This window comes from Nonomuraea sp. NPDC050478, from assembly GCF_044458265.1.
Taxonomy (GTDB): Bacteria; Actinomycetota; Actinomycetes; order Streptosporangiales; family Streptosporangiaceae; genus Nonomuraea; species Nonomuraea ferruginea.
The window spans coordinates 231,167-255,202 of record NZ_JBITHT010000007.1 but is presented as its reverse complement, the minus strand read 5'-3'; the positions used below and the strand labels follow the sequence as shown (position 1 = coordinate 255,202).

General features: G+C 72.5%; 22 protein-coding genes. 11 read left to right on the top strand and 11 right to left on the bottom strand.

Features of this window, described 5'->3' with window-relative positions:
• The first annotated feature begins 273 nt into the window (after positions 1-273).
• A complete protein-coding gene (fxsT, locus tag ACIBF7_RS34020) occupies positions 274-2,781 on the top strand; it encodes an FxSxx-COOH system tetratricopeptide repeat protein (RefSeq protein ID WP_397198979.1) in 2,508 nt (835 codons plus the stop codon).
• Between the two features lie 5 nt (positions 2,782-2,786).
• On the opposite strand, the gene ACIBF7_RS34015 is transcribed toward fxsT, so the two are convergent.
• Complete coding sequence (locus tag ACIBF7_RS34015) at positions 2,787-4,025, bottom strand: FxsB family cyclophane-forming radical SAM/SPASM peptide maturase (protein ID WP_261808539.1); 1,239 nt, start codon at positions 4,023-4,025, stop codon at positions 2,787-2,789.
• Between the two features lie 131 nt (positions 4,026-4,156).
• Positions 4,157-4,648 (bottom strand): GNAT family N-acetyltransferase, encoded by a 492-nt coding sequence (locus ACIBF7_RS34010; RefSeq protein WP_187281154.1) that lies wholly within the window; start codon positions 4,646-4,648, stop codon positions 4,157-4,159.
• Between the two features lie 121 nt (positions 4,649-4,769).
• On the opposite strand from ACIBF7_RS34010, the gene ACIBF7_RS34005 reads away from it, so the two are divergent.
• The 5 genes from ACIBF7_RS34005 to ACIBF7_RS33985 all read left to right on the top strand — a co-directional run bounded on the left by ACIBF7_RS34005 (position 4,770) and on the right by ACIBF7_RS33985 (position 9,565).
• Complete coding sequence (locus tag ACIBF7_RS34005; protein WP_397198978.1) at positions 4,770-6,803, top strand: M14 family zinc carboxypeptidase; 2,034 nt, start codon at positions 4,770-4,772, stop codon at positions 6,801-6,803.
• 92 nt (positions 6,804-6,895) lie between these two features.
• Complete coding sequence (locus ACIBF7_RS34000; RefSeq protein ID WP_397198976.1) at positions 6,896-7,417, top strand: snapalysin family zinc-dependent metalloprotease; 522 nt, start codon at positions 6,896-6,898, stop codon at positions 7,415-7,417.
• Between the two features lie 106 nt (positions 7,418-7,523).
• Positions 7,524-8,681, top strand: coding sequence for a mannose-6-phosphate isomerase, class I (gene manA, locus ACIBF7_RS33995; protein WP_397198975.1), 1,158 nt, complete (start codon positions 7,524-7,526; stop codon positions 8,679-8,681).
• 87 nt (positions 8,682-8,768) lie between these two features.
• Positions 8,769-9,200: an Hsp20/alpha crystallin family protein gene (locus ACIBF7_RS33990; protein ID WP_148031517.1), complete on the top strand. Its 432-nt coding sequence runs from the start codon at positions 8,769-8,771 to the stop codon at positions 9,198-9,200.
• Positions 9,201-9,250: 50 nt separating this feature from the next.
• Entirely contained in the window at positions 9,251-9,565 is a 315-nt protein-coding gene (locus ACIBF7_RS33985) for a MerR family transcriptional regulator (protein ID WP_219546639.1), read from the top strand.
• 14 nt (positions 9,566-9,579) lie between these two features.
• Here ACIBF7_RS33985 and ACIBF7_RS33980 read toward each other — a convergent pair whose 3' ends face one another.
• Positions 9,580-11,706: an alpha-galactosidase gene (locus ACIBF7_RS33980; RefSeq protein WP_397198974.1), complete on the bottom strand. Its 2,127-nt coding sequence runs from the start codon at positions 11,704-11,706 to the stop codon at positions 9,580-9,582.
• A gap of 121 nt (positions 11,707-11,827) precedes the next feature.
• On the opposite strand from ACIBF7_RS33980, the gene ACIBF7_RS33975 reads away from it, so the two are divergent.
• Positions 11,828-12,601, top strand: coding sequence for a hypothetical protein (locus tag ACIBF7_RS33975; protein ID WP_364230827.1), 774 nt, complete (start codon positions 11,828-11,830; stop codon positions 12,599-12,601).
• On the opposite strand, the gene ACIBF7_RS33970 is transcribed toward ACIBF7_RS33975, so the two are convergent.
• The 7 genes from ACIBF7_RS33970 to ACIBF7_RS33940 all read right to left on the bottom strand — a co-directional run bounded on the left by ACIBF7_RS33970 (position 12,558) and on the right by ACIBF7_RS33940 (position 17,678).
• Complete coding sequence (locus ACIBF7_RS33970; protein WP_397198973.1) at positions 12,558-13,742, bottom strand: FAD-dependent oxidoreductase; 1,185 nt, start codon at positions 13,740-13,742, stop codon at positions 12,558-12,560. The genes ACIBF7_RS33975 and ACIBF7_RS33970 overlap by 44 nt on opposite strands.
• Entirely contained in the window at positions 13,739-14,296 is a 558-nt protein-coding gene (locus tag ACIBF7_RS33965) for a TetR/AcrR family transcriptional regulator (RefSeq protein ID WP_397198972.1), read from the bottom strand. Before ACIBF7_RS33965 ends, ACIBF7_RS33970 begins: the two co-directional genes overlap by 4 nt.
• Positions 14,297-14,381: 85 nt before the next feature.
• Entirely contained in the window at positions 14,382-15,422 is a 1,041-nt protein-coding gene (locus ACIBF7_RS33960) for a PP2C family protein-serine/threonine phosphatase (protein ID WP_397198971.1), read from the bottom strand.
• Positions 15,423-15,633: 211 nt separating this feature from the next.
• Positions 15,634-15,978 carry a TraR/DksA C4-type zinc finger protein gene (locus tag ACIBF7_RS33955; RefSeq protein ID WP_271278579.1) on the bottom strand — a complete coding sequence of 115 codons (345 nt, stop codon included), beginning with the start codon at positions 15,976-15,978 and terminating at the stop codon, positions 15,634-15,636.
• Positions 15,979-16,035: 57 nt separating this feature from the next.
• Entirely contained in the window at positions 16,036-16,800 is a 765-nt protein-coding gene (locus tag ACIBF7_RS33950; protein ID WP_148031524.1) for a rod shape-determining protein, read from the bottom strand.
• Positions 16,797-17,237 (bottom strand): TraR/DksA family transcriptional regulator, encoded by a 441-nt coding sequence (locus tag ACIBF7_RS33945; RefSeq protein WP_397198970.1) that lies wholly within the window; start codon positions 17,235-17,237, stop codon positions 16,797-16,799. Before ACIBF7_RS33945 ends, ACIBF7_RS33950 begins: the two co-directional genes overlap by 4 nt.
• Before the next feature lie 81 nt (positions 17,238-17,318).
• Positions 17,319-17,678, bottom strand: coding sequence for a hypothetical protein (locus ACIBF7_RS33940; protein WP_148031526.1), 360 nt, complete (start codon positions 17,676-17,678; stop codon positions 17,319-17,321).
• 392 nt (positions 17,679-18,070) lie between these two features.
• On the opposite strand from ACIBF7_RS33940, the gene ACIBF7_RS33935 reads away from it, so the two are divergent.
• The 4 genes from ACIBF7_RS33935 to ACIBF7_RS33920 all read left to right on the top strand — a co-directional run bounded on the left by ACIBF7_RS33935 (position 18,071) and on the right by ACIBF7_RS33920 (position 23,065).
• Positions 18,071-18,418: a hypothetical protein gene (locus ACIBF7_RS33935; RefSeq protein ID WP_148031527.1), complete on the top strand. Its 348-nt coding sequence runs from the start codon at positions 18,071-18,073 to the stop codon at positions 18,416-18,418.
• Positions 18,419-18,463: 45 nt separating this feature from the next.
• Positions 18,464-20,722, top strand: a complete 2,259-nt coding sequence (gene secD, locus ACIBF7_RS33930; protein WP_345483119.1) for a protein translocase subunit SecD — start codon at positions 18,464-18,466, stop codon at positions 20,720-20,722.
• 199 nt (positions 20,723-20,921) lie between these two features.
• Positions 20,922-22,157 (top strand): PP2C family protein-serine/threonine phosphatase, encoded by a 1,236-nt coding sequence (locus ACIBF7_RS33925; protein WP_271279755.1) that lies wholly within the window; start codon positions 20,922-20,924, stop codon positions 22,155-22,157.
• Between the two features lie 50 nt (positions 22,158-22,207).
• Positions 22,208-23,065 (top strand): FRG domain-containing protein, encoded by an 858-nt coding sequence (locus ACIBF7_RS33920; RefSeq protein ID WP_271279756.1) that lies wholly within the window; start codon positions 22,208-22,210, stop codon positions 23,063-23,065.
• On the opposite strand, the gene ACIBF7_RS33915 is transcribed toward ACIBF7_RS33920, so the two are convergent.
• The gene (locus ACIBF7_RS33915; protein ID WP_271279757.1) at positions 22,969-23,796 is read right to left on the bottom strand and encodes an alpha/beta fold hydrolase; all 828 of its coding nucleotides are present in this window, start codon (positions 23,794-23,796) and stop codon (positions 22,969-22,971) included. The two genes, ACIBF7_RS33920 and ACIBF7_RS33915, sit on opposite strands and share 97 nt — an antisense overlap.
• Positions 23,797-24,036 lie beyond the last annotated feature (240 nt).

Genomic DNA, 24,036 nt, shown 5'->3' with positions numbered 1-24,036 from the left:
TCCACGCTTTCGACTTTGATGTGACTCCCGGGTTATACAGCGGAAGTCCCCGGCGCCGTATTAAGTGCTGTCGGTAGCGCGAGAAAAGGTGTTTCCCTTTTTCAGCAGTCTTCGCACGGGGTGCCTTTGTCGAACCGCGCGTAGTCTTCGGCGAAGGCCTGTCTTGACGGCATCTATCGTTCGTATGCTGCCCCTTATTCGAGCAGTGCAATCGTCCGATCGACGCATGAGGCGGGGAGGGCGGCGCGGGTGACCGACGGACCGAGTGTCACGATGACAGGTGCCGGTGACCATCCCGAGGTGTGGAAGGTCCCGCCCCGCAACAAGAACTTCACCGGGCGCGAGGAGCTGCTCAACCGGCTGCGCAGCGACATCGCCGGCAAGGTCACCGCCGTGGTCCCGCACGCCCTGTACGGTCTCGCCGGTGTCGGCAAGACACAGGCGGCGGTCGAGTACGCGCACCGCTTCCGGCAGCACTACGACCTCGTCTGGTGGGTGCCCGCCGACCAGCCGGGCCTGGTCCGTACGACGTTGGCGCAACTCGCCCCTCGCCTCGGCCTGCCCGAGCCGTCCGCGATGGGCATCGAGGAGGCCGCGGCCGCCGTGCTCGACGCGCTCCGCCGCGGCGTTCCGTACTCCGCGTGGCTGCTGATCTTCGACAACGCGGACGAGCCCGCGGACTTCACCGACGTCATCCCGTCCGAAGGTCCCGGGCACGTTCTCGTCACATCCCGCAACCATCGCTGGGAGAACGTGGTCGACACCGTCGCCATCGACGTCTTCCAGCGGGAGGAGAGCGTCCAGTTCTTCAAACGGCGGATGCGCCGCGCGATCACCGACGAGGACGCCACCCGGCTCGCGGACGCTCTCGGCGACCTCCCCCTGGCGCTCGAACAGGCGGCCGCTCTGCAGACCGAGACCGGCATGCCGACCGACGAGTACCTCAGGCTCCTGGAGGAGCGGACGAGCCGGCTGCTCAGCGAGGGCAAGCCTATCGAGTACCGGCACTCCATGACGGCCGCCTGGGAGCTGTCCATGGCGCAGCTCAAGAAGCAGTCGCCCGAGGCGATGGAGCTCCTCCGCTGCTGCGCGTTCTTCGGGCCCGAGCCCATCCCGCGGGCGGTCTTCGCCCCGGTCGAGGGACCGGTCCGCGCGCAGACGGCCGAACTCGTGGCGGACCCGATCCGCCTGGGCAGGGCCATCGGCAAGCTCAACAAGTACGCCCTGGTCCGCATCGACAACGAGAGCCGCCTGCGCACGCTTCAGGTGCACCGCCTCATCCAGGCGCTCGTGCGCGAGGAGCTGCGTCCGGAGGAGCACCAGTCCATCCGCTCGGAGGTCCACTCGCTGCTCGTGGGATGGGCCCCGAGCGACCCGGACGTGCCGGCCGCCTGGGCCCGGTACGACGCCCTGCTCCCGCACATCGCGCCCGCGAAGGTGGCGGAGAGCCTGCGGCCGGGCGTGCGCGACTTCGCGCTCAACGTCGTCAACTACCTCAGCGCCTCCGGCAACCACGTCTCCATGCGCGAACACGTGCGGGTGTTCAGGGAGCAGTGGACCAGGGACTCGGGCCCGGAGGACGTGTACGTGCTCAAGGCGACCAAGGCCGAAGGCGACCTGCTGCGCTACCTCGGGAAGTACAACGAGGCGTTCGAGCTGAACACCAGGACGCTCGCCTCGCTGCGTCAGGCGGTCGGCAACGAGAATCCCGAGACCCTGGCCCTGCTCAACGGGATCGGGGCCGATCTCCGTGCCAAGGGGCTCTTCCGCGAGGCGCGTGAGCATGACACCAACTCCGTGAACCTCCACAAGAAGGTCCTGGGGCCCGGACACGTGCGCACGCTGCGGGCGATGAACAACCTGGCGATCGACCACGGGCTCCTGAGCGACTACTGGAAGGCCCGGGAGATCCTGGAGGAAGCGCTCCGGACCCAGCAGGGCGAACGCCAGGACCAGACGGGAACCGTCCTGAACCTGTGGAACAGCCTGAGCCGGGCGGTGCGCGGCTGCGGCGAGTACGAAGAGGCGTGCGACATCGGCCACGACGCCCTGGCCTACGGGCAGGAGCAGCTCGACGCGGATCACTACCGCATCCTGCTGGCCAAGAAGGACCTGGCCATCTCGCTGCTACGGGCGGGCGACAGGGCGGAGGCGCTCGAGATGGCCCGGGAGGTGCACGCGCGGTACGTCCGGCTCTACGGTCTGGAACATCCCGGCACTCTCGCCGCCGCGGCCTGCCTGTCCAACTCCCTGCGCGTCAACGACGAGGCGGAGAAGGCCTTCAAGCTCGCCGTCGACACGATGGAGCGCTTCCCCAAGCTGTACGGCGCCGAGCACCCCTACACCTGCGGCTGCGTCAGCAACGTCGCCCTGCTGCACCGGGTGAGAGGCCGGCCGGAAGAGGCCCGCAGGCTCAACCAGCAGGCGTTGGAGGGCATCGAGAAGAGGCTCGGCCGCGACCACCACTACTCCCTCATCATCGCCATCAACCTCGCCAGCGACCTGGCGGAGCTGGGCGACCTGGAGGCCGCGTGCCGGCTCGGCGAGGACAACCATCTGCGGTTGACCGCCCTGCTGGGCGAACGGCACCCCACGACCCTGGCCGCGGCGTCTAACCTGTCGGCGGACCTTCGCGCGTCGGGACGTGAGGAGGAGGCCGAGATCCTCTTCGAGCGGACCATGGAGCACTACGCCGCCACCCTGGGCAGGGAACACGCGGACGTCAAGGTGGCGGCCAACCAGCGCCATCTCGACCTGGACATCGACCCGCCACCGATCTGACGCCGTCAGCCGCCGGGACCGGCCGAAGCCTGGCGGGCCTTCCGGTCGGCGTCGAACCGGCGCCGGACATGGGTGATGAGCCGGTAGAGGTCCAAGCAGTAGACCGACGGGTTGCGGAAACCCGCGCCCGGACGGTAGCGGTGGGAGTAGAGCCCCGCGCCGCAGATCTGGTGGATGTCACACGCCGCGCACGTGTCGGACAGCGCCCTGGCTCCGATCTGGCGGGCGGCCACGGCGGGCAGGAGCAACGCCCGGTCGAACGGGTCGCGCAGCACGTGCAGAGGTGTCGCGGCGGCGCCGGGATACGCCGCCTTGAGGGTGTCCACCTGCTCGATGCCGCCGTTGGTCTCCACCACGACGTGCGCGGCGGGAGACAGCCCCACGGACTCGCTGCGAGAGGCCCTCCCCGCCGCCAGCAGCATGATCTGGTGGAAGAGCCTGATGTGCGTCTCTCTGCGCGGCGCCTCGTACCACCTGTCGAAGATCCGGATGAGCCACTCACCGTAGTGCGGGTGCTCGGGCGACCAACCCGGCGGGGGCGTGTTCCAGTTGCCGTGGGGGAGGAGGAAGTCGACGAAGGGCGGGCCGACCTCCAGGAGCGCCTCGTAGGTGGCCACGGGGTCGTTGGCGAGGTCGATCGTGCAGAGCAGCCCTCCGAAGAGGTGGCGGTACTTCTCCGTGGTGAGCAGGTCGAGCCGGGCCCGGACCTCCTCGTAGCTGCCCTCGCCCATGGGCCGGCGGCGGTGCCGGTCGTGCTCCTCGCGACCGCCGTCCAGGCTGACGCCGACGCGCACGCCCAGGTCGGCGAACAGGTCCAGGAACGGCCCGTCCAGCAGGGTGCCGTTGGTCTGCACCTGCGCCGTGAGCCGGACGCCGGGAGGCATCGCCTGGCGCAGCGCGGACACCGCGTAGCGGAGGTGATCGACGCCGGCGAGCTGCGGCTCGCCGCCATGCAGGACGACCTCGACCAGGTCCAGGCCGTGCGAGCGGGCGTGCTCGGCGATCCGCGCGGCCGCGCTGTCGATGATCGGCCGGGACATCCTGCGCGGCTGGAGACGCCAGCCCTGATCGGCCATCTCGTACATGTAGCAGTAGTCGCACGCGAGATTGCACCGGCTGTGCAGCTTGAGGACGAACTGGTGGAACGCGGTGGGCCGCCAGCCGCCCTCCAGAAGCCGCTGGACATCGAGATCCGCAGGCCACTCGACGCCGGGAGCGGCGTCGGCGCCCCCGTCGTCCAGCACGCTGATCAGCTCCCCGGCCGAGGACGAGCGGCCCCAGGTACGGCAACGAGAGTTCCCGAGCCGCGAGGTCGCTAAACGCGCTGCCGCGTCACTGTCCCGTCGGCCCGACGCAGCATGCCGGACGTGATGAATCACCGTTCGTGGTCGCGCCACAGCCCGCCGACGTGGATGCGGGTCACGGTCGCGCGATCACGCTGGAATCCCACCTCGGCGGCCAGCTTCAGGCACGCCTCGTTGCCGTGCTGGATGTCGGCCTCGACGCGGTCCAGCGCGAGCAGGGTGAACGCGTAGCCGAGGCCCAGTCGCACGCCGTCGCGCATGTAGCCCCGGCCCGCCGTGGCGGCGAAACCGCCGAAGCCGATGGTGGCCCGGTGCTCGTCGCCCCGGACGATGCCGCGGAGGTTGACGAACCCGGCCAGCCGGCCCGTGTCGCTCACGCACACCACCAGGCCGACCGCCGTGACACCGTCGAAGCGTCCCACGTAGTCCTCGAACGCCTCGGCGGACGTCGGCGGACTGACCCAGCCGTGATGGAGGCTCCGGCTCGCGCCGGACAGCGCGACGAACTCCTCGGCGTCGTCCGCCCTGACGCGCCGCACGGTGACGCGGGAATGTCCAGACACCCGCCCATTGTGCTGGGGCGAGATCGATCAGCGCAGTACCCTCGCGACGGAACCTTGGGTCTTGCCGGAGTCGCCGGTTCGGCCTTCAATGACGGCCATACGGCGATCACCGGAGGAACCGATGCGTGGCTCACGGGCGTCCGCAGTTGTCCTGGCGATGGTGCTCACGACGTTCGTGGCCGCCGAGCCGTCGCTCCCGGCGGTCGCCGGCCCCGCCGATCCGGAGCCCGCCTCGCTGGTGACGCTCACGGTGCCCGACCGGGCCGCGCTGGAGCGGCTGGTGGGCTCGGGCGCCGACCTCACCGGCCGGGTGCGGCCGCAGCCCGACGGCAGCATCCGCGTCGACGCGGTGGTCACCCCCAGCCGGCTGGCCGAGCTGCGCCCGCTCGGCGCCACCCTGGCCACCGGCACCCCGGCGCCCGCCCCCGAGGACCGCGGCGGCACGAAGGACCGCATCGTGGTCGAGCGGGCGGTGTGGTTCCAGTCCCGCGACGGCTACTTCCTGTCGGTCGAGGCGTCCAGCAGCGCCGGCGCCGACGCCGCGCTCACCGTGACCTGGAAGGGCAAGGGCGGCGCGACCGGCCAGGTCGAGATGGTCCCGTACGTGGACGCCGGCGCCTATCTGGGCCACCAGTTCAGCGTCCCGGTGCCCGCCGGCGTCAGGCCGGACCGCGTCACCATCACCTCCGCCGCGGGTGGCGAGGCGGAGGCGCGGGTCGGGGAGTGGCCCGACGGCGAGCGGCCCGACCGCGACCGGCCGGGCTACCAGAAGGACTTCATCACCCAGTACATGCCGCCCGCGCAGCTCAACGCCCGGATCAAGGACCTGCACCGCCGCTTCCCCGCCCTCACCGAGATCATCGAGCTGCCCCACCTGACCAACGGCTACCGGCGCCACGCCCAGGCCCTGATCGGCACCCCGCCGGGCGCCGCCGTCGTGGTCACCTCGCGCGCGTACGGGTCGGAAGGCGGCAACGACCTGGCCGTGGAGCTGTCCGACCCGGGCGCGGCCGACCGGCCGCTGGAGGTGGTCGTGGACGGCAAGCAGGTCAGGGTCAGCCTGGCCACCGACGGCTCCGGCACTCCGGTGAGCACCGCCGCCGAAGTCGCCGCCGCGATCACCGGCGCGCCGGGCAGCCCGGTGACCGCCGCCACGTACCGGACCGACCCGGGCGCGGGCGTCCTGGCGCCCGCGCCGCTCACCCAGCTCAGCGACTTCCTCGGCGCGCCCGCGGACGTGTCGCGGGAGCCGTGGCGGGTGCTGGCGCTGCGCATCGGCACGCACCGGGACGGCTCGCGCACCGGCGTGCTCGCCTACGCCCAGGAGCACGCCAGGGAGTGGGTGACGCCGCTGGTCACCATCGAGGCGGCCGAGCGGCTGCTGCGCAACTACCCGCGCGACCCGGCCACCAGGAAGCTGCTGCGGCGCGCCGACATCTTCATCGTCCCGACCGTGAACCCCGACGGCGCCAACTACTCCTTCTACGACTTCAACGCCCAGCGCAAGAACATGACCAACCACTGCCCGGCAGCCCAGTCCGACCCGGCGCTGCGCAACACCTGGGGCGTGGACGTCAACCGCAACTACGCGGTCGGTTCGCTGTTCGACGGCTACTTCGGCGCCTCGGCCAACTGCCAGAGCGGCACCTACGCCGGGCCGGGCGAGCACTCCGAGCCGGAGAGCCGCAACGTGATCTGGCTGGCGGAGACGTACCCGAACATCCGGTTCGCGCTCAACGTGCACAGCTACGGCGGCTACTTCATGTGGCCGCCCGGCGCCTACCGGCTCGACGGCCGCGTCACCCTGCCCAGGCCCAGCCGTCAGCAGGAGGCGTACTTCCTGCGCTCGGCCCGCACCATCCTGGAAGCCATCGCCGCCGAGCGCGGCACCGTCACCTGGCCGCAGCAGACCGGGCCGGTCACCGACGTGCTCTACTCGGCCGCGGGCAACTCCGCCGACGAGCTCTGGTACGACCACGGCGTCTACGGGTGGGACTTCGAGGTCGGCAGCGACCTGTGGAATCCGCGGACCGGGGCCTGGGAGGGCGTCGGCTTCCAGCCGCCGTTCGCCGAAGGCCACGCCGAGGCCATGGAGTTCGCCGCCGGCCTCATCTCCCTCATCGGCGTCGCCGCCGACTACCGAGAGAGCCGGTGAACCATACCGCGGTGATAGGGGCAAAGTGCCTGGTCCCCGGACGATGCCGTCGCGTCTACCGTGACAGCACCCCCACTGTCCGAGGAGACACGATGCCAAGACCCCTCCGTCTCGCGCTCTCTCTCATGCTCACCCTGGCCTTCCTGCTGGCCACCACACCCGCGCAGGCCACCGCCCTGGTCAGGGTGCTCCGCTACGACGCCAGCCGGGCGGCGGAGTTCCGCGGCGCGGTCGACCAGGCCGCGCAGATCTGGAACGCCAGCGTCGTGAACGTCCGGCTCGTCGCGGGCACGCCCGCCGACTTCGTCGTCGTCGCCGACAACGGCTGGCCCCGCGCCCAGCCGACCAGCCTGGGCCGGGGCCGGATCTGGATGGGCCGGCAGGCCACCGACCAGGGCTACCACCCGGTCCGCATCGCCGCCCACGAGATCGGCCACATCCTGGGCCTGCCCGACCGGCGCACCGGCCGCTGCACCGACCTGATGTCCGGCTCCAGCGCCCCCGTGAGCTGCACGAACGCCAACCCGAGCGCCGCCGAGCGGGCCGAGGTGGACCGCAACTTCGCCGGCAGCACCCCGCAGGCCGAGTTCGGCAGGCTGTACGTGGACCGCTGAGCCCGGCCGTGACCGGGGCGTACGACCGGCCCGGCGACGCGGCCCGCTGATCGATCGTCCCTAGACTGGTGCCGTCCCGCAGCCCCGTCCCAGAGGAGCAGACGACGTGACGGCACCGATGCGGCTGGCGCCGGTGATCCAGCCCTACGCGTGGGGGTCGCCGACCGCCTTCCCCGAGTTGTTCGGCACCCCCGCGACCGGCGAACCGCAAGCGGAGATGTGGATGGGCGCCCACCCGGCAGCCCCGTCCACCGTGGGCGGGGTCCCGCTCACCGAGCTGATCGCCCGTGACCCGCTGGGCATGGCCGGGGCGTCCGGCCCCGGCCTGCCCTACCTGCTCAAGGTGCTGGCGGTGGCGGGCCCACTGTCGCTGCAGGTGCACCCGACGGCCGAGCAGGCGCGGGCCGGGTTCGCCCGCGAGGAGGCCGCCGGGGTGCCGATCGGCGACCCGGCGCGCACCTACCGCGACCCGTTCCCGAAGCCGGAGATGGTGTGCGCGCTCACGCCGTTCCACGGGCTCTGCGGCTTCCGCGCGCCGGACGAGGCGGCGGACCTGCTGGAGAGCCTGGACATCCCCGAGACGGGCCGCTGGGTGGAGACCCTGCGCGCCCGCCCCGCCGGTGAAGCGCTCCGCGAGGTCTTCCAGGACATGCTCGGCGACGCCTCCAAGGACGCCCGCGAAGCGGTGGAGCACGCCCTGACGGGCGCGCCCTCCCGCGGCGGCTCCGGTCCCGCGGGCGGGCTCGCGGTGTACGCGGAGCTGGCGCGCGCCTATCCGGGGGATCCGGGTGTGGCCGCCGCGCTGCTGCTCAACCACGTACGGCTCCAGCCCGGCGAGGCGATCTTCCTCGGCGCCGGGGTGCCGCACGCCTACCTGGGCGGCGTCGGGGTCGAGATCATGGCCAACTCCGACAACGTGCTGCGCTGCGGCCTGACCGGCAAGCACCGCGACGTGCCCGAGCTCATGCGGATCGTCGACTTCACGCCCGCGCCGCCGCACCGGGTCCGGCCGTCCGCGGACGACGGGCGGCACGGCTACCACCCGCCGGCCACCCAGTTCGCGCTCGTCCGCCACGACCTCACCGAGGGGGCCGCGCGCACCGTGCAGGGCGGGGTCCCGCAGATCCTGCTGTGCACCGGTGGCCACGCCGTCGTAGGCGGGCTCACATTGGGGCCCGGCGAGTCGGCGTTCGTCCCGGCGAACGCCCCGGAGCTGCCGCTGACGGGGGAGGGGACCGTGTTCCGCGCCCTGCCCGGCGGCTGACGCGGAGGCAGTTGCCTTCTCGTGGAGTCTGACGTAACCTACAAATGCAGTTGGAGGTTAGCGCCTAGCCAGCGAGGAGGTTCAGACATGCTCCTGACGACCGTCGACCCGTTCCTGCAGGAGTTCGAGCGCCAGTTCGACCGGCTCACCCGTCAGGCCTTCGGCGCCGGCGGAGCCGTCATGCCGATGGACGGCCTGCGCCGCGACGACGACGTGGTGCTCCGCTTCGACCTGCCGGGCATCGACCCCGGCTCGATCGAGGTCACCATCGACCGGGGTGTCCTCAGTGTCAGCGCCCACCGTGAGGAAGAGACCGGCGCGGACGAGCGTCTCTTCGTCCGCGAGCGTCCCATGGGCGCGTTCACCCGCCGGATCTACCTGTCGGAGCACCTCGACAGCGACAAGATCGACGCCGCCTACGCGGACGGCGTCCTGACCGTGCGGATCCCGGTCCTCGAGCGCGCCAAGCCGCGCAAGGTCGAGATCCAGCGCGCGGACGTCAAGGCCATCAGGCGCTGACGCCGCACCGCGCGGGGGGCGGCTCCCCGCCCCCCGCCCCGGAGGAGGCCATGATGTCCCAGCTGCCGATCGACGACGATCACGCGCCGCTCTACACGCTCGGGCAGGTGGCCGACATGCTCCGGGTCCAGCAGGCGTTCCTGCGCCGTCTCGACCAGCACGACGTGATCAGCCCCCGGCGCTCACCGGGCGGCCAGCGGCGCTACTCGCGCCGCGACATCCTGGTCGTGCGCCACGTCATCGGGATGACCGACCAGGGGATGACGCTGGTCGCCGTCCGCCGCATCCTCGAACTGGAGGCCGAGCTCGATCGGCTCCGCGAGGAGCTGGCGGAGGAGCGGCGGCGGCAGAGCCGGCCGGACTGACCGCCGGTCGCTCGTCACACCGCCGTGAGGTGGATCAGCACCGCGTCGTCCGGAGACAGCGACGGGATCCCGATGCCGGACACGCCCAGCGCCCGCCCGGTGAGCACGTGCTCGCCCGTGACCCAGACCGGGTCGCCGTTCCGCGGCCGGGAGCGCACCGGCGTCAGCGGGCGGACGCGGTAGGCGGTGCCGGGGTCGAGCCCCGGCAGCCGCAGCAGGCCCGGTGGCCAGGTGACGGGCAGCGCCAGCATGGCGACGGCGAAGATCGCCTCGGAGCCGTCACCGGCCACCACCCCGTGCGCCTGGAAGCCCTCAGGCGCCTCGTCCAGCCGCACCGCCGTCCCGGTGTGCAGCAGCTCCCGGTGCCGCTTGTGCAGCTCGATCCAGGCGGCCACCTCGGCCAGCTCGGTCTCGGTCAGCGTGGTGAGGTCCCACTCCAGCCCGAAGTGGCCGAAGAACGCGGTCACCGCGCGGAACGGCAGCGCGTGGACGCGGCCGGTGGTGTGCGAGCGGGGCGCGCCGACGTGGCTGCCGATCAGCTCCGGCGGCAGCAGCTGCGCGGTCCAGCGCATGATCTGCTGCCGTTCGGTCGAGTCGATGCAGTCGCTGGCCCAGACCCGGTCGGTGTGCTCCAGGACGCCCAGGTCCACCCGGGCGCCCCCGGACGAGCAGGACTCGATCTCCAGCCCCGGACGGGCCGCGCGGATCTCGGCCAGCAGCCGGTAAAGGGCGAGCGTCTGCTCGTGCACCGCGGGCCTGCCGGTCTCCGCCCAGCCCGCGTCGACCAGGTCGCGGTTGTGGTCCCACTTGACGTAGTCGATGTCGTACTCGCCGATCAGGGCCAGCAGCCGTTCCTTGACGTAGGCGTACGCGTCCGGGTGCGCGATGTTGAGCACCTGCTGGTGACGGGCGGTGGGCGGCAGCCGGTCACCGGCCCCCATGATCCACTCGGGGTGGGCGCGGGCCAGGTCGGAGTCCGGGTTGACCATCTCCGGCTCGAACCACAGCCCGAACTCCATGCCGTGCGCCCGCACCCGCTCCACCAGAGGCTTGAGCCCGCCGGGCCACACCTCAGGGTCGACGTACCAGTCGCCGAGCCCGGCCCGGTCGTCGCGCCGGCCCCTGAACCAGCCGTCGTCCAGCACGAACCGCTCCACGCCGATCCGGGCCGCCCGGTCGGCCAGCTCGGTCAGCCGGTCCAGGTCGTGGTCGAAGTAGACGGCCTCCCACGTGTTGAGCACCACCGGCCGCGGCGCCGGCGGATGGGACGGGCGGGCGCGCAGGAAGCCGTGGAAGCGGTGCGCGGCCTCGTCGAGCCCGCGCCCGTACGCGGCGTACATCCACGGCCCCGGGTACGACTCGCCCTCGGCGAGCACGACCTCGCCCGGCAGCAGCAGCTCGCCGCCGCCGAGGTGGGTGCGGCCGGTGTGGACGCGTTCGGCGTAGGAGAGGTGGTTGCCGCTGAACGCGACGTGCACCCCCCACACCTCGCCGCGCCGGAAGCCCGCGTCCGGAGTGGTGGCGAACAGCACGGTCGCGGCGTCGGCGCCGGTCCGGCCGTGGCGGCCCTCGCGCAGGTGGGTGCCGACGGTGATCGGCCGCCGCTGCGGGACCCGTTCCTTGGACCAGCGGCCGGCCTGGTCGAGCAGGTCGGTGGCGACGGCGGGCACCGGCAGCGCCAGGTGCAGCGCCTCCAGCGTGTACGGGTCCGCGTGGTCGTTGCGCAGCCCGGCCCTGGCCCGCAGCAGCCCCGAAGGATGCAGCTCGACGGTGAGCGACAGCGTGAGCCGGGCGCGCGGGTCGGCGGCCTCCGCGGTGAGCGCCCGCACCCCGCCGCCCTCTTCGAGCCCGTACGTGACGGCGGTGAAGGCGGGCGACCAGTCGCGCCCCGCGCGGTGACCCCGCAGGCCGGGCATGCCGGTCCAGCCGGTGCGCGCCTCGGGGACCAGGCCGGTGCGTACGGGGACGTCGGAGGTCAGGTCGAGGCGGGGGCGCAATGAGGAGGCCAGCGCGGCCAGCGCCCGGTCGTCGAGCGGGCCCAGGTCGGGCCCCCAGTGCAGGATGGCGGGCAGGGCGTCGGAGGGGCATTCGATCACCACGGAGACCCCGGAGGCCCTGAAGTGGTGGATGACAGGCTCCATGCGCGTCTTTCTGGGTGAGGGGACAACGCTCGGCTCGATCGTTTCACACGGTCCCGAGACGTCCCCGTGATGATCGTCTGCGAGGATGCCCCGATCCTGTACTGATCATGAAGGACATCCGATGAAGCGTGCCATAGCCGCGCTGGCGGGCGCCGCCGCCCTCCTCGCCGCCGCCCCCGCCCACGCGACCGCCCCGGCCGACCCCGTGAAGGTCCTGCAGAAGCGGCTGGCCAAGGGCACGGGGCTGAAGTTCACCGACACCATCTCGTACATCGACCTGGAGGGAACGACGGCGGCGCTGCGCCGCACCGGGAAGCTGACGCTGGACCGGAAGGGCGCCGCCGCCGTCGAGGTGCGTGCCCGCACCGTGAAAAACGACGCGGACCACCTCGGAGGCATCGTGGACGACGAGCGGGTGATCGCCGTCGGCAAGCGGACCTACGTCAAGGGGGGCATCCTGTCCCGCAGTGCGCCGGAGGGCAAGACCTGGGTCAAGCTCCCCCGCGCCTCTCTCGGCCTGGGCGGTCGATACAGCCAGACGATCAACCCGGCCGAGCCCGCCACGCTGAAGGCGCTGATCACCTCCGGCGAGAAGTCCGGGCGCACGTACACCGGCAAGATCAGCGAAGGAGAGCTGTGGAAGATCTCTTCCTGGTTCCGGCTCTCCAAGGTGATCAAACCCACGGATCCGGAAGTGCTGGAGTACCGGCTCACGCTGAGCGCGGGCGAGCTTCCCCAGAGGCTCGTCACCACCTTCCCCGCCGCGTCCGGACCGTGGCGGCGCAGCCACAACGGCGGCGAGACGATCAGCGTCGACACCCGCTACACCGGCTGGGGGAGCAAGGTGCGCATCAGCGCTCCGGCCAGGAGCCAGGTGCATGAGGTGAAGCGCTGAACAGCTCGTGACCTCCTGGGCCGAGCCTGCCCGCCAGCAGCCGCCCCGCGCCCGGCAGCGCGGCCAGCCGCAGCAGCCAGTCGCGGGCCGCGATCCGGCCCCGGCTCGGCGGCGCCATCCACTTGACGAACCGGCGGCCGAACCGCTGCACCCGCGCCACGGGCCCGCGCATCCGCGCCTCGTAACGCGCCGCCGCGGCGGGCACGTCAGGTCCGCCACCGGTCAGTTCCTCCGCGAGCACCCGGGCCGCCGCCATCGCCAGCGACGCCCCGTGCCCGGCGAACAGCGACACCGCCTGGCAGGCGTCGCCCAGCAGCACCACCCGGCCCCGGCTCCACGCGTCCATCTCCACCTGGCTCACCTGGTCGTAGTACAGCTCCGGCGGGTCCGGGCAGTGCGGCAGCACCTGTGGCAGGATCCAGCCCAGGTGCCCGTACCGCTCACGCAGCGCGGCAGCGGGGGCGGCGGGCCAGGCCGGATCGGGCTCGCGGTGCAGGAACAGCATCGCGAGGCGGCCGCCGCGCAGCGCGTACGCGCCGGCCATCATCCCGGGAACGGTCAGCATGCGGTAGCGCACGCCCACCCGCCGGCTCAGCTCCTCGTGGTCGAGCGAGTACGCGGCCACGTGGTGGCCCAGGTAGCGCACGAACCGCTCCCGCGGCCCGAAGACCAGCTCCCGCACCCGCGAGTGCACGCCGTCGGCGCCCACGAGCAGGTCGGCGTCCCGCCACGTCCCGTCGGAGAGCAGGACGCGCACGCCGCCTGAGCCCTGCTCCACCGCGTCCACGGTGAGCCCGTACCGCACGGGCGAGCGCACCCGGTCGGCGACGGCCCGCGCCAGATCGCCCCGGAGCAGGCTGGTCACCCCGTACGCGCCGGGCGGCAGCGTCAGCCGGCTGGTGGTGCGCCCGTCCCCGTCCACGTAGCCGAGCTCGTTCACCTCGTAACGCAGCTCGCGCAGCCTCTCGCTCAGCCCCATCCGCGCGGCCACCTCGGCACCCGGGCCGTAGAAGTCGATCATGTAGCCGCCGTCGCGGAACGACCCGGCCCGCTCCACCAGCTCCACGTCCCACCCGGCCCGCTCCAGATGCCAGGCCAGCGTCAGCCCCGCGATGCCGGCGCCGCACACCACCGCTCTCATCGCGTCCCCTCCCGCACCAGGGCCAGCAGCGGCGCGGCCAGCCGGTCCGGATCGAGGGCGGGGTCGAGCGCGCGATGCAGCACGATGCCGTCCATCGCCGCCGCCAGCACGGCCGCCACCGCGTCCGCGTCGCCCTGGTGCCCCCGCTCGCGCAGCCACGCCGCCACGACCGTCCGGAACCCGCCGACCTGCCCGCGCAGCCGCTCCCGCAGCTCCGGGATCCGGGTGGCGGCCAGGTAGAGCTCCGCGACCAGCAGCGACGCGGGGTCGGTGCCCGGATAGCGGCCCAGCTCGGCCACCATCCAGCGCACCCCGTCGCCGAGGTCGGCGTGCCGCGCCAGGCCGCCTGCGAACTCCTCCAGCAGCCGCCCCGTCACCTCCGTGCCCGCCTCGGCCAGCAGGTCCGTCACCGACGAGAAGTGGTAGTGCACCACCCCCGGCGCGACCCCCGCCCGCTCGGCCACCATCCGCGTGGACACCCCTCCCCAGCCCGCCTCCACGATCAGTGGGACGGCCGCGTCGAGCAGCCGCCGCCTCGTCGGAACCGCTGTCATACACCCTCCTTTTGGACGAACGCCTTGGACGACTGTCCAACACACTACGCGCGAAGGCCCGGAAAGGTCCAGCGGAGGGATCTACTCAGGAGAGATGGCGGCGCAGCAGCAGCATCGCGGCGTCGTCCGGCAGCGGCCCGCCGACGTGCTGGATCAGGTCGGCGCGCAGCGCGTCGAGGGCTTCCTGCGGCTCACCGGCCAGCAGGAGCCCGGTGCGGTCGGTCAGCGGGTAGAAGTCGCCGGTGCGGTTGCGCGCCTCGATCACCCCGTCGGTGAACAGCAGGATCTGGTCGCCCACGCCGAACGCCACCCGGTGCGGCTTGGGCCGGTCGGTCGCGAGCGCTCCGAGCCCCAGCGGCAGGCTCTCCTCCGGCGGATCCACCGTGATGATCTTCCCCTCGCCGCGGATCAGCAGCGGCGCGGGATGCCCGAAGTTCAGCAGCGAGATCTCCTCATCGTGCACCTCGGCCAGGATCGCCGTCACGAACGTCTCCGCGCTCAGGTGGCGGCCCAGGCTGGCCTCCAGCCGCTCGCCCACCTCGGTCAGCTCGCTCATGTCGTACGCGGCCTCGCGGAAGGCGCCGAGCACCCACGCGGCGGTCTCCACCGCGGTCAGCCCTTTGCCCTGCACGTCGCCGATCAGCAGCCGCACCCCGTGCGGTGTCGTGACCACCTCGTACAGGTCACCGCCGATCTGCGCCTCCGCCGCCGCCGACGTGTACGACAGCGCGATCCGCAGGTCGGCGGCTCGGCGCGGCACCGGCCGCAGCAGCACCCGCTGGGCGGCCTCGGCGACCAGGCGCACGTTGGCCAGCTCGCGCTCGCGGCGCAGCCGCAGCCGGCTGACGATCATGCTGGCCGCGGTGACGCCCGCGACCGTGGCGATGGTGATGTTGTTCTGCCGGGTCAGCAGCGTGCCCTGGTATTGCGCCAGGGGCACGCACAGCGCCAGCGCGGCCACGCCCACGAAAGCGGTCCTGCGCACGCTCCCGTATACGGAGGCGAACGTCGGGCCCAGCGTCAGCAGCGGGAGAAAACCCAGATCGCGGCCGGCCATCAGGTCGGTCACCGCCACCGCGAGCAGCACGGCGAACGGCAGGTAGCGCAGCACGACCTGCGATCTCACCGGAGCCCCTCGCCCCGTCGCCGCCCAGTCCCGACCCGCGCTCCCAGCACTTTCCTCCCCGAGCGTGCACGAACTCCCGGCCGTGAGACGTCAACGGCGCGCCGAGACAATCATGGCCGATCAAGGCGGTTTCGTTACCGACCGTTTCCCAATCGTAAGTCTTGCCTGCCGCGCGCCCCGGGAAAGACGCGCGGCTATCTGGACCGGATGCTCAGCGGGCTTCGTGCCGCTGACGGCAGGGCACGCAGTGCCGGGTCAGCGGCCTGATCTTCAACCGCTCGAACGGGATGCTGGTGCCGCAGTCGGCGCAGCGGCTGTAGCTGCCGTCCGCCAGCCGCTCCAGGGCGTCGCGGATCTCGGTGATGGTCCGCTCGGTGGAGGCCAGGTCGGCCAGCACGCCCTGCTTGGAGCCGTCGTCCGTGCCACCGCCTCCCTCCACCAGTGCCCGGAGCTCGTCCAGCCTGGAGGCGCGCCACATGAGCTGGCTCTGCAGGTTCTCGCTGATGGTCTGGACCTGGACTTCGCTGAGCATGACGTGCTCGTCGTGCTGGGTCATGGAATGCGTCCTTACGTGAGAGAGAGGTGTTCGTAGCTGCGGAAGAGGGGACGGCGCTCAGGCCGTGGGAAGGGCGAGCAGTGCCGCCATGGGAGGCAGGCACAGCCGCGCCAGCCCGCGCACGGTGGCGTGCGCGGGTTCGGGGGCGCTGCTCACCGTCATGCGCAGCCTGGAGCACAGGCGCCCCGCCAGCCCGGCTTCCGCCGCGCCGCCGCCGGTGAGCATCAGCCCGCCCTCGCGCGCCGCCGGGCGCAGCCGGGCCGGCAGGCGGGCCAGGAGTTCGGCCGCCATCTCGGTGACGCGGTCCTGGACGTGCGCGGGCAGCGACCCGTCGCCATCGGCGGGCAGCTGGACGGCGACGGCGTCGGTGACGGCGGCGTCCCTGATGACCACCGCCTCGATGATGCCCGCGCCGACGTCCATCAGAAGCCGGGGGCGCGGGCCGGTGATGTCCAGGCCGCTGCCGAGCGCGGCGGCCAGCGGCTCCTCCACCACGGTCGCCGCACAGCCTGCGGCCCGCTCGACGATGCCGGTGACCGTGGCCCGCTCGGCGGGCGAGGCGGTCACCGGCACGCCCACCAGCACCCGGCCGGGCGTCCGCGCGCCCTCGGGCAGCGCGGTGCGCAGCACCTGGTCGACCAGCCGCGCGCAGGCGGCGACGTCGGCGACCAGGCCGTGCCTGACCGGCCGGGCGGAGCCGGGCACGCCGGACGGCTCGTCGACGATCGAAGGGTGGCCGAAACCGATCAGGCGGATCCGCGCGGTGCCGAGATCGACCGCGGCCCTGTCGTCCAGCCAGGAAACGCGGCCGTTCCCGGTCACGTCCCGTTCCCCGCCTCGTCTCCGGCTCCAGGTCCCGGCGGGACGACCGCCTCGGGCCGGCTCCGCTCCGGGACTCCCGCGGGGGCCGGGCGCGGCGCCGGGATCTCGGTGGCGCCGGAGTGCCCCTGCCGCTCCCTGGTGCCGGCGCAAGCGAGGCAGAGCTGCTCGTGCGGGATGCGGCGCAGCACACCGTACGGAATGAAGGCGCCACAACGCACACAGGTGCCGTACAGGCCGCGGTCCATCCGGGCGAGCGCCGACTCGATCGCGTCGCTCTCCCGGCGGGCGAGCCCGGCCAGCGCCGCGGAACCCGCCGTCACGGCGGCCGACAGGTCGGCGCGAGCGGCGGCGAGCCGCTCCTCCAGCAGGTCGCGCAGCTCCTCAAGCCGCGCACGGTGCTGGTCGTAGTCCTGCATGAGTGTCTGCAATGAAGCCATGAGGCATCGCTCCTAGCCTGAGAGATCCGGCGCGTACGCCGAGGAGGCCCCGCGCCGCGACAGCACGGGGAGGGAGGATCTCTAGACGGGCGGCGGGCTCCGGGAGCCGGCCGCGCGATGACCCGGCTGCTGGGGGCCGCGGATGGCGGCCGAGCCCGCTTCCGGCCAGGACGGGGCGTGCCTGACGGACACCGTCTCGGCACGCTGGCGCGCCGGCCACAGGCGGGGCAGGTGCTCCGCCCTGACCTGCTGGTGCGGCAGCGTCGACACCGCCGTCACCTCCGACCCGGGCGTCATCACCCCCGCGGTCTGGACGCGCTGCTGCACCGGGTGGACCCCGGCCCAGCGAGGCGTGGAGGCGACCATGACCAGGGCAAGCAGCAGCAGGCCCACCACCGCGAGAAACGGGGTGGAGCCACGTGTGATGCTCCGGGTCGCCATGAGGCCGACCATAGCTCACTTTCCTGGTGGAAGCACCGGTCAAAGTCGCCTGATCAGGGTGGCGTCCGCACTCTGGAACGGGCCCGGGAAAGCACCCCTGAAAGGCGCCGATACCGGCGAGGCGTCCGGTGCTGGGGCGGGCACGCCGTAGGGTGGAGGCTTACGCGCGTGAGTGCCTTCGCGGCGCGCGTGTGCCAGCATGGAGATCGGATCCAGCCGTCCGGTCGCGTACCGCCGGTGGACGGGACGATCCCGCTGATCGTCCCGGTAAGATCATCGTCACCGATGGCGGCGGCTGCGCAGCGGGGAAGCCGCGTTCCGTGCGGCCCGGCCGGATCTCCGGCGTCCACACCGCAAGCACGTCAAGATCAAGGCAGCGACGAGGAGGGACCGTGCGCACCAGGGTGCCCGCAGCGCTCCTCCTCATGCTGTCGTGGTTCCTGCCCGCCCCCGCCCACGGACAGGTCGTCCAGGTCGTCACCGCGCAGGGGGTGACCCAGCAGGCCCAGCAGGGCAGTCACCACCCGGGCGCGCGCAAGTCGCCGCTCCCGCCGTCCACCGCCCAGGCCCGGACGATCTCGTACGAGATGAGCGGCGGCGCCGCCCTGCTCCCGCCCGGCCCGCCGCGTCCGTCGCTGCACGCCGCAGCCGCCGAGCGGCCGCACGCCTGCGCGGGGTTCACCGCCGCCTGCCAGGAGACCACCCCCGCTCGCGCGCCCCCTTCCTCCACGGCGCTCTGAGAACACCTGGTCCCTTCTTTCCTCTCAAGCCCGTGGAGGCTTCCCATGTCACGTGCGCCGCTCTGGCGCGCACTGGCGGCTTTCGCCGTCATCGCGACCTCATTGGTCCTCGCCCTCACCATGGCGCCGCGGCTCGGCCTCGACCTGCGCGGCGGCACCCAGCTCGTGTTCGAGACGCGCGACTCGCCCACGATGAAGGCCGACTCCGAGGCCACCGACCGCGCCCTCGACGTGCTCCGCCGGCGGGCCGACGCGCTCGGCGTCGTCGACCCCACCCTGGTCCGCTCCGGCGAGCAGCGCATCATCGTCGAGCTGCCCGGCGTGCTCGACCCGGAGCAGGCGGCCGAGGTCATCGGCAAGACCGCCCAGCTGTCCTTCCACGCCGTGAAGGGAGTGGCCCAGGAGGGCGAGAAGGCGGAGAACGGCGAGATCGTCGTCGCCGACGAGAGCGGGCAGCGTCTCAGGCTCGGCCCGCCGGTCATCAGCGGTGACGGCGTCAGCGACGCCAACGAGCGCAGCGACCCCCAGCAGGGGCCGGGCTGGTGGGTGAGCGTCCAGTTCCGCGACGCCGCCGCCTGGCAGAAGCTCACCGGGGAGGTCGCCTGCTTCGAGGCGGGCGACCCGCGCCGGCGGCTCGCGATCCTGCTCGACAACGAGATCATCTCCTCCCCGCAGCTCGACCCGTCCATCGCGTGCCGGGCCGGCATCCCCGGCGGCGGCACCGACATCACCGGTGACTTCACCCTTGAGGAAGCCCGCGAGCTGGGCGTGCTGATCAAGGGCGGTGCGCTGCCCGTTCCGATGGAGCTGGTCGAGCAGCGCACGGTCGGCCCCACGCTGGGCGCCGACGCCATCGAGGCCAGTGCCAAGGCCGGCGTGGTGGGTCTGCTTCTCACCACGCTGTTCATCGTCGTCATCTACCGGATGGTCGGCCTCGCCGCCGCCCTCGCGCTGGCCTGTTACGGGCTGATCTCGTACGCGGCGCTGGTGGCGATGGGCGCCACGCTGACCTTGCCGGGCCTGGCCGGTTTCGTGCTGGCGATCGGCATGGCCGTGGACGCCAACGTGCTGGTGTTCGAACGCGCCAGGGAGGAGTACGCGGGAGCGCCCAAGCGGGGCCTGCGCCATGCGCTCGACCGCGGGTTCAAGATGGCCTGGAGCGCCATCGCCGACTCCAACATCACCACCCTGATCGCCGCCGGGCTGCTGTTCTGGCTGGCCTCCGGGCCGGTCAAGGGCTTCGGTGTGACCCTCGGCATCGGTGTGCTGGCCTCGCTCGTGTCGGCCATGCTCATCACCCGCGTGTTCACCTCGCTGATCATCGACCGGATGGGCCCGCGCGTGTCCGGCCTCGGCTCGGTCGGGCGGGTCAGGACCTGGCTGACCAAGCGCGACCCGCAGGTCATGGCCCGCAAGACGCTCTGGCTGGGCATGGCGGTGGTGGTGACCGTGGTCTCGCTCGCCGGGCTGTTCGCCCGCGGGCTCAACTTCGGCGTCGAGTTCACCGGCGGCCGGCTGGTCGAGTTCTCCACCTCCACCCCCATCACGGCCGACACGGCCAGGCAGGCGGTCGCGGACGCCGGCTTCCCGAACGCGGTGGTGCAGGCTTCCGGCCCGGACGTCTCCGTACGGGCGGGCGAGCTGGAGATCGCCGAGGTCAACCGGATCCAGGAGGCGCTGGGCGAGGTCGGCGGTGAGGTGAACAAGAGCCGCGACGAGTTCATCGGCCCGAGCCTCGGCGAGGAGCTGCGCCGCAACGCGCTGATCGCGCTCGGCGTGGCGATCGCCGCCCAGCTCGCCTACCTGGCGTACCGGTTCCGCTGGACGTTCGGCACCGCCGCGGTCTCCGCGCTGGTGGTGGACGTGTCGGTGGTGATCGGGCTGTTCGCCTGGCTGGGCAAGCCGATCGACGGCGTGTTCCTGGCCGCGATGCTCACCGTCGTGGGTTACTCGGTCAACGACAAGGTGGTGGTCTTCGACCGGGTCCGGGAGCTGTGGGCGCTCAACCGCAAGGAGCCCCTGGCCAAGTCGGTGAACGGGGCGATCCTGCAGACGCTGCCCCGGACGATCAACACCGGTCTGGGCGCGTTGTTCATCCTGATGGCGCTGGCGGTGTTCGGCGGCGACTCGCTGCGCGACTTCGCCATCGCACTGGTGACGGGCATCATCGTCGGCACGCTGTCGTCGTCGTTCGTGGCCGGGCCGCTGGCCATCACGCTGGGCCGGTTCGACAAGCAGCCGCCGCCCGAGCCGCCGCAGCCGCGTGTCAAGCGAGCCCGCGAGGGCTCGGGCGCGGTGCTGTGACGAGCCCGTGAGGACAAGGGACGCGCCGGCGGTTCGCCGGCGCGTTTCTTGCTTTCCGGGGTGATGACCCAGGTCAGAGCCCGGCCACCCCCTCCATGCGACGCGTTTGCGGATGTTTGCCGCCGCCTTTGACCGGCGGGACACGGCAACCGCGAATAATGGCCAGCAACCATAAAGGCGAAATGGGGGGCGAAATCCGATGAGCGGCCCTCGTGATGTCCGGAATGCGCTGAGCGGCCTGCTGCGGGACGGGCAGCAGGCCACGCTGGAGGACCTGCCGAACCTGGCCGCCCGCCACGCTCCGCAGGTGGGTGTCCGGCAGTGCCTGATCTACCTGGCCGACCTGCAGCAGAGCACGTTGCGGCTGCTCGCCGAGCGGGACGGGCCGTACGGCCACCCCGGCGCGCCGGACGACGTCACCGAGGACAAGCCGCCCGACGACCTGCGCATCGACGCCACCTACGGCGGCCGGGCCTTCCAGGAGGTGCGCATTCTGCGCAAGCCCGCCGAGCGCGGCATGGAATGCTGGTGGGTGCCGCTGCTGAACGGCGCCGAGCGCCTCGGCGCGCTCCGCGTCCTCGTCGAGCGGCCGGACGACGTGGCCGAGGAGGACGTGCTCGACCTGGCCCAGTTGCTGGCTCTCCTGGTCGCCGGCCGGCGCTCCTTCAGCGACTCGTACACGCGCCTGGTGCGCTCGCGGCGGATGAACGTCGCCGCCGAGATGCTCTGGCATCTGATGCCGCCGCTCACCTTCGCCAACGCCGAGGTGACCATCGCGGGAGTGCTGGAGCCCGCCTACGAGATCGGCGGGGACGCCTTCGACTACGCGCTCGGCGACGAGATCGTCCACCTGGCCATCTTCGACGCGATGGGCCACGACGTGGCCGCCGGGCTGGCCGCCAACCTGGTCATGGCCGCCAGCCGCAACCTGCGGCGCGACGGCGCCTGCCTGGCCGCGACCAGCGAGGGCATCGAGAACATGCTGCTGCGCGAGTTCGGGGAGACGGCCCGGTTCGTCACCGCGATCATGGCCGACTTCGACCTGCGCACCGGCATGCTGTCGTGGGTGAACCGCGGCCACCACCCGCCGGTGCTCATCAGGGCCGGCCGATGGGTCACCACGCTGGACTGCCCGCCGACGGCCCCGTTCGGGCTCGGCCTGGAGCTTCCCGCGCAGGTCTGCCACGAGCAGCTCGAACCCGGCGACCGGCTGCTCATGTACACCGACGGGATCGTCGAGGCGGGACGCCACCGCGGCGAGCAGTTCGGGATGGAGCGGTTCGTCGACTTCATCCTGCGGCACTCCTGCGCCCGGCTGCCGGTGCCGGAGACGCTCCGCCGGCTCATCAAGGACGTCATGGATCACCACGAGGGCCGGCTCCAGGACGACGCCACGGTCCTGCTCACCGAGTGGCACGGCCGCGCCGGCGCGTAACGTCGCAGGTCATCGGTGTCAACCGGCTGCCTCGGGGCAGCGGTGCGGGGATGAGGTCGCACGAGGTGTCGTCGTGGCGGGAGCTGGACGACGCGATCTGCGAGGCCAGCAGGCCGCGCGGCAGCGCCCACGTGCATCCGACGCTGGTCTTCCGCGGGCTGGCCCGGAGCACGGACGCGCACGTGTCCAGCCTGTCGCGGCTGCGCGGCGACTACGCCGCCCTGGAGCGGCACCTGGTGCGCAACTTCCGCAAGTACGCCCACCGCGCCACGCCGGGGGAGACCGTGTGGGACTGGCTGGCGCTCGGCCAGCACCACGGGCTGCCGACCCGGCTGCTGGACTGGACGTTCTCGCCGCTGGTGGCCCTGCACTTCGCGACCGCGTCCTGGCCGGAGGAGGACGGGGCGCTGCTGGCCGTCGACTGCGAGCGCGCGCACCGGCTGCTGCCCGGGCCGCTGCGCGAGGAGCTGGAGCGGGAGGGGGCGCTGGTGTTCACCACCGAGATGCTCGCCCGGGTGGCGGGCGACCTGGACGGGTTCGGCCGGCTGGCCGGCGACCGGCCGTTCCTGACGTTCTTCGAGCCGCCGTCGCTGGACGAGCGGGTCGTCAACCAGTCGTCGGTGCTGTCGGCGACCTCTTCCCCCGCCTACCAGGTGCAGGAATGGCTGGCCGGGCATCCGGACCTGTGGCGGGGCTGGCTGCTCCCCGCCCGGGTCAAACTGGAGATCAGGAACCGGCTGGACCAGGCGGGCATCACCGAGCGGGTGCTGCTGCCCGGCCTGGACGGGCTGGCCGCCTGGCTGCGCCGCTACTACACGCCCGGCGAGGCCGACCGGGGCTCCTCCGAAGACGGCAGCACCACGGCCGGCGGTTCCGCCCACCGGGAGGAAGGCCGCACGGGGGCGTAGGAGTCGGCGAGGGCGGCCGCCTCCGCGATCAGCGAGGCCGTCATCCCGCCATGCTGGAACGGGAACACGTGCGCCCCCGGCACCGTCACCGACCGCCCCAGCGGGGCCGTGATGGCCAGGCCGTCGGCCCAGGTTTTCGGGCACATGTGGTCGCGCGCGCCGCGGACGACCAGCACCGGGCAGGAGATCTTGCCGATCAGGTACTCGGGGAAGTCGGACTGTGCCGAGCGGACGCACCGCAGCACCTCGGCCGGCCCGCCCCGCAGGTAGTACGGCAGCGTGACGGGCAGCACGCTCAGCGGCTCGCGCACCACCGTGCGCAGGAAGGGCCGCGCCATCCGCCGCAGCGTCCGCTGGCGCGGCGGGAACGTCGGCCCGAGCAGCACCAGCGACCTCACCCGCGCCGGGTGCGCGGCCGCGACCCGCAGCGCGACCTGGGCGCCGCTGGAGTGCCCCGCGAGCACCACCGGCCCGTCGGGCACCGTCTCCAGCCAGTCGCCCACGGCCTCCGCCACGGCCGGCACCTCGGCCGCGCACGGCCTCGGCGGCCGGTGCCCGAACCCCGGCACGTCCAGCAGGAACGCGTGCGCCCACGAGGCGCAACCGGCCAGCGTGTCCTTCATGTAGCCGACGGCGCCCAGGCCGGGCAGCAGCACGACCGTCTCGCCGCGGCGCCCCACCTCCAGGCTCCGCATCCGGCGGCCACCCACGTCGTCCCAGCGCTCGCGCATCCGCAATCCACCCACACGCGACGCCCTACCGGAATCGAGCCCGTTCAAACGTGGGCGAATTGTTTTCCGGCGGCTCCGAGGCGGGGCGCATTCATATTGATAGGGATTTTTCTCCGGGAAATGCGGGCGAGGGATTTCGAGGCTTTCTTACTGGATGTGTTGCAACCAAGGGCCGTCCTTGTCATGATGTCGTGCCCGGTCGCGGTTCCCCGTGTTTCCGGTCCCCGGGGAACGGTGCCG